This window comes from Propionispira arboris, from assembly GCF_900109225.1.
In the GTDB taxonomy this organism is placed as follows: domain Bacteria; phylum Bacillota; class Negativicutes; order Selenomonadales; family Selenomonadaceae; genus Propionispira; species Propionispira arboris.
In genome coordinates, this window is the sequence record NZ_FNZK01000003.1 from 242,555 (window position 1) to 256,610 (window position 14,056).

The 14,056-nt window shown below is 37.9% G+C and carries 9 protein-coding genes; all 9 read right to left on the minus strand.

The features are described 5' to 3' along the window. Positions 1-136 precede the first annotated feature (136 nt). Positions 137-1,930 (minus strand): aspartate--tRNA ligase, encoded by a 1,794-nt coding sequence (aspS, locus tag BMY14_RS04740; RefSeq protein WP_091829674.1) that lies wholly within the window; start codon positions 1,928-1,930, stop codon positions 137-139. A 2-nt stretch (positions 1,931-1,932) separates the two neighbouring features. Then, complete coding sequence (gene hisS, locus BMY14_RS04745; RefSeq protein WP_091829676.1) at positions 1,933-3,198, minus strand: histidine--tRNA ligase; 1,266 nt, start codon at positions 3,196-3,198, stop codon at positions 1,933-1,935. 15 nt (positions 3,199-3,213) lie between these two features. Next, positions 3,214-4,707: a coproporphyrinogen dehydrogenase HemZ gene (hemZ, locus tag BMY14_RS04750; protein ID WP_091829678.1), complete on the minus strand. Its 1,494-nt coding sequence runs from the start codon at positions 4,705-4,707 to the stop codon at positions 3,214-3,216. Continuing rightward, positions 4,697-5,155, minus strand: coding sequence for a Fur family transcriptional regulator (locus BMY14_RS04755; protein WP_019554195.1), 459 nt, complete (start codon positions 5,153-5,155; stop codon positions 4,697-4,699). The genes hemZ and BMY14_RS04755 overlap by 11 nt, the downstream gene beginning before the upstream one ends. A 113-nt stretch (positions 5,156-5,268) precedes the next feature. Continuing rightward, entirely contained in the window at positions 5,269-5,904 is a 636-nt protein-coding gene (locus tag BMY14_RS04760) for an MBL fold metallo-hydrolase (protein ID WP_342741758.1), read from the minus strand. Positions 5,905-5,909: 5 nt separating this feature from the next. Further along, positions 5,910-8,129: a RelA/SpoT family protein gene (locus tag BMY14_RS04765; RefSeq protein WP_019554197.1), complete on the minus strand. Its 2,220-nt coding sequence runs from the start codon at positions 8,127-8,129 to the stop codon at positions 5,910-5,912. A 51-nt stretch (positions 8,130-8,180) separates the two neighbouring features. After that, complete coding sequence (gene recJ / locus BMY14_RS04770; RefSeq protein ID WP_177177480.1) at positions 8,181-11,660, minus strand: single-stranded-DNA-specific exonuclease RecJ; 3,480 nt, start codon at positions 11,658-11,660, stop codon at positions 8,181-8,183. A 182-nt stretch (positions 11,661-11,842) separates the two neighbouring features. Then, positions 11,843-12,760: a protein translocase subunit SecF gene (secF, locus tag BMY14_RS04775; RefSeq protein WP_091829684.1), complete on the minus strand. Its 918-nt coding sequence runs from the start codon at positions 12,758-12,760 to the stop codon at positions 11,843-11,845. Continuing rightward, on the minus strand, positions 12,747-13,991 hold the full coding sequence (gene secD, locus BMY14_RS04780) for a protein translocase subunit SecD (RefSeq protein ID WP_091829686.1): 1,245 nt from the start codon (positions 13,989-13,991) through the stop codon (positions 12,747-12,749). The genes secF and secD overlap by 14 nt, the downstream gene beginning before the upstream one ends. Between the last annotated feature and the right edge of the window lie 65 nt (positions 13,992-14,056).

Consider the following 14,056-nt stretch of genomic DNA (forward strand, 5'->3'; position numbering starts at 1 on the left):
AATTCTTTATCTACCCTACATTGTACCACAACATGACAAACTGAGCAATTCGCTGCATTGTTACCATATCAAGAAATAAAACACAAGATATTCTTATAAAATCATATCTTGTGTTTTATTCAATAATTATATCAATTTACTTTTTTTTCGCAACAATTGCCGTACGAATGGAAAGTTCTTTTAATTGTTTTTGGTCAACTTCCGATGGTGCCTGCGTCATGACACAAGATGCACTCTGTGTTTTCGGAAAGGCAATGACATCACGAATAGAACTGCATTTTGCCATAATCATAAGTAAACGATCAAGTCCAAAAGCTAGACCACCATGTGGTGGTGTTCCGTATTCAAAAGCATCTAAGAGATAACCAAATTTTGATTTGGCTTCTTCTTCAGAAAGCCCAATTGCTTTAAAGACAATTTCTTGTAATTCAGCATTATAGATACGAAGGCTGCCGCCACCGATTTCAGTACCATTAAGAACCATGTCATATGCTTTTGCTTTTACTTTTCCTGGGTCCGTGAGCAAATATTGTACATCTTCATCACGTGGAGCCGTAAACGGATGATGCATCGCCGTCCAGCGATTTTCATCTTCATTATATTCAAACATAGGGAAGTCAACAACCCATAAGAATGATAAAGCATCTGGATCAATCAGATTCATTCTGCGGCCCATTTCAAGTCTTAACTCACCTAGAGCTTGAGCAACCGTTGCTGGTTTATCTGCAATAATTAAAAGTAAATCACCGGTTTCAGCTTTTGCAGCTGTTTGAATATTAGCCAATATTTCATCTGAGAAGAATTTTTTTATTGGTGATTTTAAGCCATCTTCTGTATAACAAATCCAAGCTAATCCTTTTGCACCATAATTGCTTACATAATCAACAAGACCATCCAGTTCGCGACGTGCGATACCAGCATGCCCTTTAACATTGATTGCTTTTACCTGACCGCCATTTTGCAGTACAGATTCAAATACTTTAAAATCAGAGCCTTTTACAACATCTGATATATTAACCAATTGCATATCGAAACGAAGATCCGGTTTATCAGAACCATAACGATCCATTGCATCTTCCCACGTTAAACGTTTAAAAGATGGTGGTACTTTTGCCCCGATGGCACGATCAAATAATTCAATAACCATACCTTCCATCATAGTCAAAATAGACTCTTGATCAATAAAGGACATTTCAATATCAAGCTGTGTAAATTCTGGTTGACGATCCGCCCGTAAATCTTCATCACGGAAACAACGAACAATCTGGAAATATTTTTCATAACCAGCAACCATTAAAATTTGTTTAAACAGCTGTGGAGATTGTGGCAGAGCAAAAAACTTACCCGGATTTACACGACTTGGTACCAAATAATCACGCGCACCTTCTGGTGAACTTTTGGTTAGCATTGGTGTTTCAATTTCAAGGAAGTCATTGCGATCAAAATAATCACGCATAATTTTTGTTACACGATGACGAAGTATAATATTTTTTTGCATTTCTGGTCTACGTAAATCAAGATAACGATATTTTAAACGAAGAGTTTCATCTACTTCAATCCCATCTTGAATGTAAAACGGTGGTGTTTTAGCTTTATTTAAAATACGAAGTTCTACGCAATATACTTCAACTTCGCCTGTTTCCATATGTGGATTGGTTGTTTCAGCGGATCTGGCACGAACTTGTCCACGCACAGCAACAACAAATTCAGAACGCAAAGCTTCTGCTTTCTTAAATGAATCCAAACCCATTTCCTTTTCAGAAAATACAACTTGTACAAAACCTGAACGATCCCGTAAATCAACAAAAATCAATCCGCCATGATCACGACGTCTTGCTACCCAACCACATAAAACTATTTCTTGCTTTACTTGCTCTTTACGTAAATCTCCACAATGATGTGATCTTTTTAATCCTTCTAATGTATCCATATTTAATCCTTCACCTCAGCATATAGCTTATTTACTATTTCTTGTATTGCAATTTTTTCCTGATCACTTGTTATCATATCTTTTAAGATAACACATGAGTCATTTACTTCATTTTCACCCAGCATTACTACATAACGAGCCATAGCTTTATTGGCTTGCTTCATTTGAGCTTTTAGGCTTCTGCCAGCAAAATCCATACTTGCTTTAATGGATTTTGCTCGTAAGTCACACAAAAGTTTAAAAGCTGGTTTTTGAGCAGTCACACCAAGCGCAACAACAAAAACATCCGTTGCTTGTGACACTCCAGGCAATAAAGCCTGTTTTTCCAGTGCCAGTAAAACACGTTCCAGACCAACGGCAAAACCAATCGCTGGTGTTGGACTCCCACCACATTCTTCAATAAGACCATCATAACGACCACCGCCAGCTACTGCACTTTGTGCACCGAGTGGAGCATATTGAATTTCAAATGCTGTTTTCGTATAATAATCAAGCCCGCGCACGAGTCTTGGATCTAATTCAAACTCAATACCAGCTTCTGTCAAGAGTGATTTAACTTGTTCAAAATGATCTGTACACTCATCACAAAGACAGTCCGTAATATTTGGAGCCCCCATGGATAATTCTTTACAATGTTCATTTTTACAATCTAAGATGCGCATTGGATTACGATCATAACGAGACTGGCAATCTGAGCATAATACTTCCAATTTATCACGGAAAAATTCCTGTAAACGTTCTCTATATACAGGTCGACAGTTTGGACAGCCTACTGAATTCAGTGCCAATTTCAAGTCATTTAACCCCAAAGTTTTTAAAAACTGTACAGCGAGCATAATTATTTCAGCATCAATAGCAGGATTCAGTGTTCCAAGAGCCTCTACCCCAAATTGATGAAATTCACGATAACGCCCCGCTTGTGGGCGATCATAACGAAACATCGAACCAATATAAAACAACTTATTTACAGCTATATCAGCATATAATTTATGTTCCAAATAAGCACGAACCGTAGCTGCTGTATTTTCTGGGCGCAACGTAAGACTGCGCTTACCACGATCTATAAAAGTGTACATTTCTTTTTCTACAACATCGGTAGTTTCACCGATACCGCGTAAAAACAGTTCTGTATGCTCAAAAATTGGTGTGCGAATTTCCTTATATCCATATAACTCACAAATATCGCGCACTGTCTTTTCAACATATAGCCACTGTCCAATGGTGTCAGGTAAAATATCCTTTGTTCCGCGTGGACCGGTAGTCAACATAAAAAGAATTCCTCCCTAGTTACTAAACGCAGTATTCAATAAAATTGTGCGTTTTTCTATATATTTATCTACATGATTAAGATATGTAGTTAAATCCTTGGCGTTGAAGGATGTCTGCATCCTTTCGGTTATTGGATCGATAACTTTTGTAGTCGCGGCCGGACCGATACCAATAATTGTTTGATGTTCTTCCATAATTTGAATATTATAAAAACCTTCTGACCCACTCTTGCTGCAACCGACATTTTCCAAATTCCCACTCATATAACCTTGTCGATATAAATAATATGGCTCCATTTTTAGTTTTTCAACCGCATCCATAGCAATGGCGAACATAGCTTGCGCTGTTTCATCATCGGGTAGATCTTTACATCCGCCATTCATCTTTAGCTGAGAACCTTTTTTTAAGGCCAAAGCATGCAATGTAATGTCATCCGGATTCAGTGCAACGATTTTTTGCATCGTATCCTTCATATCTTCACAGGTTTCACCTGGAAGACCAATAATCAAATCCATATTGATATGCTGCATTTTAGCCTTACGGAATTTATAAAACATTTCTATTATAGCCTCTGGAGTGTGGTTTCGTCCAATTCGTTTTAAAGTTTTTAGCTGCATAGTCTGCGGATTCACACTAACTCGATTGACAGAATGATTCATCATCGCAGCAATTTTATGATCTGTAATCGTATCCGGCCGACCAGCTTCCACCGTAAATTCGACTGTTTCCACACCATAAAAAGAATCTTTCACTAAATTCAATAGCACCGTGAAGTCCTCATCGGGCAGACTCGTTGGTGTTCCACCACCGATATAGATACTTTGTACAGACAAGCCCTGTTGTATAATCAAAGACTGTGCTGCGACAATATCCTGTTTTAGTTTTACCATAAATTGATCTAAAATTTCTTTCTTCGGTAAAACATAGGATGGAAACGAACAATATAAACATCTCGACAAACAAAATGGGATTCCTATATATATACTGACTAGTTTAGGGTTTGATGTAGCAAGAAAAGAGCGCTGTTTAAACGCAAGTTTTGTTATAAGTTCGGCTTTTGCTGTGCTTACTTCATAATCGTTTTGCAAACGACTTATAATAGCAGGTTTCGTTAACCCCTGGTCAATATAATGATGAACTATTTTAGTTGGTCTGACACCATGTAAGATCCCCCATGGTGCAGTCTCAAATTGAAAATACTTGCGAAATAGATGATATAAATTGAGCTTAATCAAGCGCCGAGAAGATGCAAGTTTACGCTCATCATGCTGCCCCTCAGCTTCTATACAAAAATCATGTTCAATCTTAGATGAGTCAACAAGCCGTATTTTCGTGTTAACTTTTACAATATCATCCAGCATAACCTGGTTATCAATTGCTAAAGACTCATAGGCAAGCGGCTCATTGGTGGCCTCATCAAGATCAATCTTAAATAACGTTAAGATTTCCTTGACGATTTTCACAACAACTTCCTCTTGGCTATTTAGATAAAAATGTTTAATCTTCACGTTTTTTCTGGCACTCCTGACAATAGCCATAGAATTTTACCTGATGATCAATAATCTGGAATTGGCTTTTTTCCGAAATATCCAGTTCTAAAGGTTCTAATAAATCATCCGCAAACTCTTTGACCGTTCCACACTTAAGACAGATTAAATGATGATGCTGATGTTCTTTCGCATCTGTTTCGTTTAATTCATAACGGCTGCGTCCATCACCAAAGTCCATTTTTTGTAATATATTGATATCACTCAATAACTCTAAACTACGATATACGGTAGCTAATCCAATTTCGGACTGATTTTGTCTTAGGATTCCATGTACATCTTCTGCACTTAAATGTTCACCAGCACGCCCCAAAAAAATCTGCAAAACGGTCTGTCTTTGCGGTGTTAGCTTATATTGACGTTCTTGCAGCCTCTTTTTCAAGTCATCCATTGTAATTTTCTTAGCCATTATATAATTCCCCTCTATTAATTTAAGATCACTCTTCAACACAAATCACTAGATTCATTGTCCAAATAAGTCTATTTTACCAAAAATATGCAAAAAACACAAAGAAAAAGATTTTATTGCCTGCTATCTTCAGAAAGGTATGGGTTATCTTTTCTTTCCCAGCCAATTTTTGTTCGTGGTCCATGACCCGGATAAACGACTGTATCATCATCGAGTATCATCAATTTTGTCTTTATATTATATATCAAATCCGTCATAGATCCTCCTGGAAAATCACAACGTCCAACCGATTCAGCAAACAATGAATCGCCGCTAAAGAGAATTTGACGCCCCGCCAAACAAATACCTCCCGGTGAATGTCCTGGTGTGTGTAAAACTATAAGTTTTTCTTCGCCAAAAGATATTTGATCCCCTTCATGTAAAAGCTGTGCCTTTGTATTTGATAAAACTGGCAGACCATGAAAAGCAGATAGGTTTTGTTTCGCATCACCCAGCATTGCCAAATCCCCTTCATGAATTTTAAGTACAGCTTGTGTCGCCTCGACAATTGCATCATTTGCACCGATATGATCCGCATGACCATGCGTATTCACGACATATTTAATATTTAAATGTTCGTCTTCAATATATTGTAAAATACGATCCGGCTCATCACCTGGATCAATAACAATCGCTTCTTTTGTTTTTTCACAAGCAACAATATAACAATTAACACCTAACTCTCCTACTATCAGAGAATGTACTTTCATCTGCATCACTCCTCTTTATTCGACACTAATGTGCGGGATACACTATATACATCTTTTAACCGTCTAAATTTGGTCATAATCTGCTCTACCTGTAATGAACTTTTAACTTCAAGTCCCATTGTTACGGTAGATGTCTTATTGTTTTTGTATGTCCGGGCATTAATTGAACTAATATTTATTTTAGATTCGGATGGAACCGACATAAGATTTGTCAAAACACCGGCTTTGTCATTGCAGGTTATATCAATCGTGACTGTATAGACTTTATCTAATCCAATATCCCAATTGACTTCAATCACACGAGCAAAATCGTTATTTTCATTGATCACATTTGGACAGTCGGATCTATGCACAGATACACCGCGCCCTCTTGTAATATAACCTGTGATCGGATCACCTGGGATTGGATTGCAGCACCTTGCTATACGAACAAGAACCCCCCCTTCGCCTTCCACTAAAATACCATGGCTTGATTTCTTCTTTTCGCCATGCGGTTTGAGCTTCTCCAGCATTTGCGAAATATCTGGAGGGGTGGCTTGTTGCAATTCTTTTTTATAAAGCTCAATCAATTTCCCTAAAATACCATTGATTGTGATTCCGCCATACCCCAAGGTCGCCAACAAATCGTCTTCCGTTAGAATATTGAGCTTTTTGGCGACGTCTTTTAATCTGTCGTTTTTCAAGAGTTCTTTTGGTTCATAACCCAGACGCTTTGCCTCTTTATCAATCAGATCCGATCCGCGCTCAATATTTTCTTCACGTTTTGCTTTTTTAAACCACTGCCTGATTTTATTACGGGTTTCCGTTGACGCCACAATATTAAGCCAGTCACGACTTGGTCCATTGTTTTGTTTATTCGTGATAATCGATAAAATATCACCATTTTTAAGCTTATATTCAAGTGGTACAATTTTTCCGTTTACTTTCGCGCCCACACAATGATGCCCAACATCCGTATGGATTCGATAAGCAAAATCAAGTGGAATCGACCCCTTCGGCAAGTCAATGACATCACCTTTGGGTGTGAAAACAAAGACCTCATCCGAAAACACATCCACTTTAAGTGCTTCCACATATTCACGTGGATCACTAAGTTCCTGCTGCAAATTAACAAGCTGCCTAAGCCATGACATTTTTTGGTCATACTCTTTGCCAGCACCAACACTTTTGCCGCTTTCTTTATATTTCCAATGTGCTGCAACACCATATTCAGAAACCTTATGCATCAAAAAGGTTCGGATTTGAATTTCAAGTGGATAACCTTCAGTCCCAATAACCGTTGTATGAAGTGATTGATACCCATTTGATTTTGGCATAGCTATATAATCCTTAAAACGCCCCGGCAATGGTTTCCAAAGGGTATGAATGATACCTAATACTCCATAACAGTCTTTTACACTGCTGACTAAAACCCGAACAGCGGACAAATCATAAATTTCACTAATATCTTTATTATCACGCTTCATTTTTTTATAAATGCTATAAAAATGTTTGGCCCGGCCTTGGATTTCGGTTTCAATATCTGCTTTTTCCAAATAAATACGCAATTTTTGAATGGACTTATCAATAAATTCCTGCCGTTCTTTTCTTTTTTGTTTTACCTTTTCCACAAGATTATAATACGTTTCCGGTTCTAAGTACCGAAGGCACAAGTCCTCCAGTTCCCATTTAATATTAGAAATTCCCAAACGATTTGCCAGTGGTGCATAAATTTCTATAGTTTCTTTCGCAATTCTTTTTTGCTTATCTTCCCGCATGAATTTTAGTGTACGCATATTATGCAGACGATCGGCCAATTTAATTAAAATCACCCGAATATCTTTGGCCATTGCCAAAAACATTTTACGATAGTTTTCCAGCTGTTGTTCTTCTTTAGATTTATATTCAATTCGACTCAGTTTTGTTACACCATCGATGAGCATAGCAACTTCTTCTCCGAATAAATCTTTCATCTCTTCGATTGTATACGTTGTATCTTCAACAACATCATGCAATAATGCTGCACTGATTGTCAGTGCATCGATCTGAAGTTCTGTCAAAATAGCTGCAACACTCAGTGGATGATAAATATATTCTTCACCAGAAACACGTGTCTGTCCGGCATGCGCTGCATGCGCTAAATCATAAGCCTTGCGAATTAAATCAACCTGCGCATCCGGCTGATAATGAAGTACATCTTGAATGATTGCATCAATTGTAATCGGTATAGTCTCTTTTTCTTTCATTTTATTCAACCCCATTATCACACAGTAAAATTGTTTCAATCTATTATAACATTAATTATCAGGATACAACGGCTTATTTATTGATGTCAATACATTATTCTTTGACATATTCATTATTTCATGTTTGAAGTCGTTAAAGTCTGCTTCTTCATTTATCCCTTCAGCATACGAAGGTGCCTGCATCAAATCCAATTTCATCTCTGGCTGAACTTGAAAAGATATCACATCGCCCTCTGGCAGCGTTTCACGCCAAATTAAATTCAACTCCTCTAAGATTAACAAACATAATTCGACACAAAATTCAGCGATCATTTCATGATAGCGTTGATTAAATGTTACTGCGATTTGTTGACAGGTCATTGCCACACGGCCTTGCGCTGTTTTGTTTTCCTTTAAAATTAAATAAACTTTACCAACCGTCGTTCGTCCCGGAGCCCGCCCAGCTAAAATAAGTTGATTGACCGATACATCTTTTTCACCAAATAAAACGTGAACCGTCCCCACTTCATCATCACGTTCAGCCTTTTCAATATGCTGCTGAAACGATACTTTATGAAAGGGCAGCTCATATTGCACCACATGTCGAATATTGGGCAAACTAAACCGTTCACTACAAGAATTTGTCGTGATAATCGCTTGAATTTTTCCTGTTTGGAACCATTGTTCTATTTTATCACACCAAAGATCGGTCAGTCCGGCATGATAAAAAGCAATGTTTGGATATTGACTTCGCAGCTTGCTCGCAACTTCCCAAGCTTTTTGGCGGCTGTTTACGAAAATAAGCATTTGTTCTTTTTTTTCTAAAATTGACTTTAAATAATTAATTTTAAACTTTTCATTTCTATTATCAATAAATTGCAAATTTCCAACACTATGCTCACCACATAAAACCGTTTCAATGAATAAGCATTTTTTAATGTGCTCCAATTCAGTTGATCTTACCTGTTTCGTAACAGCTAAAACTAAAGGCTTGTTCAATACACGAAGAAACAACTCCATATTTTTATAAAAAGAGTGTCCGTCATTTTGCAAAAGATACTGACATTCAGCAACCACAAAAAAGCCGATTGCTTTGCCTGCCTGCAAAAATGATAAATGAGTTTCTAAAAACTCTGGTGTTACCAATAAAAGGTCAATTGTTTGATTATACAACGCTTCCAGCAAACAGGCTCGTTCATGAATCGGCAACAGTCCCGTTCCTTTATATACAGTCAGATCCAGTTTTGTCATTTGCATTTTAAGTCGATGATACGAATCATTTACGAAAGATCGTAGTGGATAAACAACGATTGTCAGCTTGTGCTGATTGATGGCTTGAAAAGCTGCATAAACTTGAATACTCTCTTGTTGGAGAGTATGTTCCGCTATAAACAAAGTGTTTCTATTGTTTTGCAAGTTATGTAATGTATCACTAATCAAAGCAGGACCATTCGCTGCCCAGGTCAATACATTACGAACTTCGTCCATTGTTATGTTTTTATATTTTGCCGCATCATAATTTTTCAGTTTATACTGAAAGACTAAAACATGAACTACAAGCATTGTGTCTTGCGCCGCATGAATTGCCATAATTTGCGCCTTATACAAAAGTCCTTGCTTGATTGGATTTATAAGTGCTTGGGCAATTTCTGCTCGCAAAAAGCCAATTTTTTGTTTTTCCTGTGTACAAATAAAAACTTGGTTTTGCTCCACGATGACATTAGCAACATCTCCAATCGCCAGTCCACGAATGGCTGTCTGACACGCAACACAAACACTGCCTTCTATTTTTGTAAAAAACTGCTGAACAGGAAGACTTTCTTTGCAGTTTGAAGACGGTTGGGAATTTTCTTCATAAAAGAGGTCCAAGTCCGTACTTTTCTTTTCATACGTCCGTATCGCCTGTGTTTTTAGCTGAATGGATACATGCCCCTGCCATTCATTCAATTCTGGTTGAAAGGCAATATCGGCTGTATTGACTTGTTTTAATCTTTCAGCTTCTTCTCCCATATTCCAGGCAAGAGCCGTTGCCTGAACTTTATCTTGTGTTAGTTTGAACCGGAGATGTGTTCCCTCTTTGCCAATTTGCCTGATATCAAAAAGTTCTACATTGTCACAAGCAAAAGTAGGCCGTGGATTCCCCATTCCATAAGGCTCCAAACATGAAAGTTCATCTAAAAACACACGGTTAACATCACGTACATTTAAATTTTCTTCAATATCCAAAACAGGTATATAATCTTGCTCTGTTAGCCTTTCCGCGGCTAGCTGATTCAATCGCTTGCGTAATTCCGGAATGTTCGCAGGCTTTACAGTAAGGCCAGCCGCTTGCGCATGCCCGCCAAAAGCTTCCAGTAAATCCTGACAGGCAAAAAGTGCCTCATACATATGAAAGCCACGAATACTCCGACAGGAACCTTTACCAACCCCGTCATGGACTCCGATAATCAAAACCGGTTTATAATATTTTTCAACAATCCGTGATGCTACAATGCCGATTACACCAGTATGCCAATTCTCCCCCGAAAGCAATAACACCTTTTCTTGTGTAATATCAATCTGTGTTAAAAGCTGTTCGACTTTTGCCAAAATTTCTTTTTCCACGACTTGCCTTTTTACATTTTCATCATCCAATTGTTTGGCAATATTGTTGACCTGATTTTCATCTTCTGACAGCAGTAATTCGACTCCAATCAACGCACTATCAAGACGCCCCGCTGCATTTAGCCTGGGTGCCAGCATAAATCCAACATGACCGGTGTCAATTTTTTTATCAGATAAATTGCAAATTTGAACTAAAGCCTTAATCCCTATATTTTTTGAATGATTTAGCTCTTCTAGTCCACGTTTTACAATCAGCCTGTTTTCGCCTAATAGCGGTACAATATCCGCCACGGTTCCCAGTGTCACAATATCAAGATCTTCGACAAATGAAATATTTTTTATCGTTTTCCAGAGGGCTTGACATACTTTAAAAGCAACTCCCACACCAGCAAGATTTTTGTCTGGATACTTGCAATCCAATTGTTTGGGGTTGATAATCGCCAAAACCTTTGGTAACTCTGTACCAGGAAGATGATGATCCGTAATGATGATATCGATCTTTCCTTCAACTGTTGCAACTTCTTCCAATGCACTAATGCCACAATCGACTGATATTAAAAGTTTTGTGCCCTCGTCATAAAGCTGTTTTAAAGCTTCGGTATTAAATCCATAGCCTTCTGCCTGACGATCCGGTATATAATAATCGACACTGGCTCCCAGCCTTTTAAGGGTTCGAACCAATAATGCAGTCGCCGTAATTCCGTCCACATCATAATCACCGTACACCGTTATGTGTTCCTGTTGAACAATCGCGCTTTGAATCCGCTTTACCGCGATTGTCATACCTTTTAATAAAAAAGCGTTTTCAAAAGATTGCTTTTCACTATGTAAAAATTCATCGGCCGCCACGGGGTCTGTGATACCACGATGCAATAATACACCTGCAATTGTTTCTGATATCTGTAAACTCGCCGCCAGTTCTCCTCTGATTTTTATATTACTATCCATAAAATTCCATTTTTTTTGCATGCAGGCAGTCCCTTTCACTTTATCTAAAATATAAATTCAACGTATAAACTATCGTTAACTTATAAACATTCGTGATATTTTCCTAAAAATCCTTTTCACCATGAATAAAAATAAAACACAGGCGATAACACCTGTGTTTTATAAAAATCATATTATTTTATTTATTTTGCCGTAGCTTCTTTTTGTTTTGCCCGTTTCGCTTCAGCCCAGCCCCTAAATGTGACCCACAGTGGGCTTGCGATAAAGATAGATGAATATGCCCCGCAGGTAAAACCAATTAAAAGTGCAAAGGCAAAATCTTTCGTTGTATCTCCACCGAAATAATACAATGCTAATGTCGTAAATAGTACTGTACATACGGTATAAATAGAACGCGTCAACGTTTGATAAATGCTTGTATTAGCAAGTTCATCAATATTGCCGCCTTTTCTAAAGTGCAGCTTCAAATTTTCACGAATTCGGTCGAAAATAACAATTGTATCATTAACTGAATAACCAACGATTGTCATAAGTGCCGCTACAAAAGAAGAATCCACTTGTTTTTGCATAAGTGAAAAAACACTCAATACAATCAAAATATCATGTACTAAAGCGAGTACCGCAGCAATCCCAAATCTAAACTCAAACCGATAAGAAATATACAATACAATAAGCAGCCATGAAAGCAGAGTTGCCCATAAAGCCTGTATCATAAGTTCCGACCCCATTGTGGAGCCTACTTTTTCCTCACGCAGCACGTTATAAGTACCCAGAGAATCTTTTAACGAAGCCATAACCGCTTTACGATCATTTTCTTCCAAATCCACCGTTCGTATCATAACATTTTGTGAAACAGCCGCACTGCTGTCTTCACCAGCCAGCTGAATTGTACTATTGTCTAATTTATACGTTTTAAGAACATCGCGCACATCCATAATAGATACAGGTTTATCAAATCTTAAATCGATGATTGTACCACCTGTAAAATCGATCCCCAAATTAAAACCTCGCGTAAACATACAGATGATCCCCGGAATAATAATCACAAGAGAAATGATGTACCACCATTTTCGTTTGCCGATAATATCAATTTTTTGCATTATTATTCACCACCTCAGTTGGACTTGATGCACCATAAATCGTTGGATTCTTAAATAAATTCGCTCCAAATAACAGTTTTAACATATATTGGGTAAAAGTCGTTGCTGTAAATAGACTTAAGACTGTACCAAGACCCAATGTAATAGCAAACCCTTTAACCGTGCCTGTTCCAAAAAAGAACAAAACAGCTGAAGCCAGAATAGTCGTCATATGAGAATCCAAGATTGTCATAAACGCACGCTTAAAACCAGCATCCATTGACATACGCAATGTTTTACCGAAACGATACTCTTCTTTAAAATGTTCAAAAATTAGAACATTTGCATCAACCGCCATCCCAATTGACAGGATAATCCCGGCAACCCCTGGAAGTGTCAGCGTTGCATCCAGCATCTTCAATAAAAAGAGCAGCATAATTACATAGGCCATTAAGCTAATATCGGCAACAAGTCCCGGTAACCGATAAAATAAAACCATAAATAAAATAACTGCACCAATCCCGATCGCAAAAGCAAATTCGCTCTTATCTTTCGAATCTTGTCCAAGTGTCGGACCTACAGTTCTTGTTTCAATGATATTTACTTTAACTGGCAATGAGCCTGAACGAAGCAATATTGCTAAATTCTGTGCTTCTTCCAGTGTTCTAGAACCAGTGATGACGGCTTTACCACCAGTAATTGCTTCCTTAACATTCGGTGCTGTGAGCACTTCTTTATCAAGGAGGATTGCAATTTTCTTACCAATATTCTTGCTTGTCAGATCAGCAAACTTCTCACTGCCTTCAGCACTAAATTCCAGTGAAACCAAATTTTGATTTGATTGATCAATTTGCGCCTGCGCATCTTTTAAATCCGTACCGTTCATGACTGTATTACCAGCTTCATCCTGAAATTCCAGCATAGCTGTTTTTCCCAGAACCTGAATTGCTTTATCTGGATCTTTAATCCCTGGCAATTCAACAATAATACGTTTTTCGCCTTCACGCTGTATTACTGGCTCAGTAAGTCCCAGTTCATTTACACGCTTTTCAATGATTTTGACTACACGCTGCATAGCATCTTCATTTACCTTTGCTTCTGGTGTATCTACAGCTTCGAGAACAACATGTGTTCCGCCCTGTAAGTCAAGACCTTGTCTGATCGAATACGCCAACGGCGATATGTAAAAACTAAATATGCCGATAATCGCAAGAACGACAACCAAAAGCTTAATGAAATTATCTTTCCTCAACTGTTTATCCCTCCAATATTTTTCCAATCTCAACCATACGTTTCTATTATAGACGTCACATTATA

Coding starts and splice junctions, on each gene's coding strand:
- aspS (WP_091829674.1), bottom strand. CDS start 1,930: ATGGATACATTAGAAGGATTAAAAAGATCACATCATTGTGGAGATTTA.
- hisS (WP_091829676.1), bottom strand. CDS start 3,198: ATGTTGACTACCGGTCCACGCGGAACAAAGGATATTTTACCTGACACC.
- BMY14_RS04755 (WP_019554195.1), bottom strand. CDS start 5,155: ATGGCTAAGAAAATTACAATGGATGACTTGAAAAAGAGGCTGCAAGAA.
- BMY14_RS04760 (WP_342741758.1), bottom strand. CDS start 5,904: ATGAAAGTACATTCTCTGATAGTAGGAGAGTTAGGTGTTAATTGTTAT.
- BMY14_RS04765 (WP_019554197.1), bottom strand. CDS start 8,129: ATGAAAGAAAAAGAGACTATACCGATTACAATTGATGCAATCATTCAA.
- recJ (WP_177177480.1), bottom strand. CDS start 11,660: ATGGATAGTAATATAAAAATCAGAGGAGAACTGGCGGCGAGTTTACAG.
- secF (WP_091829684.1), bottom strand. CDS start 12,760: ATGCAAAAAATTGATATTATCGGCAAACGAAAATGGTGGTACATCATT.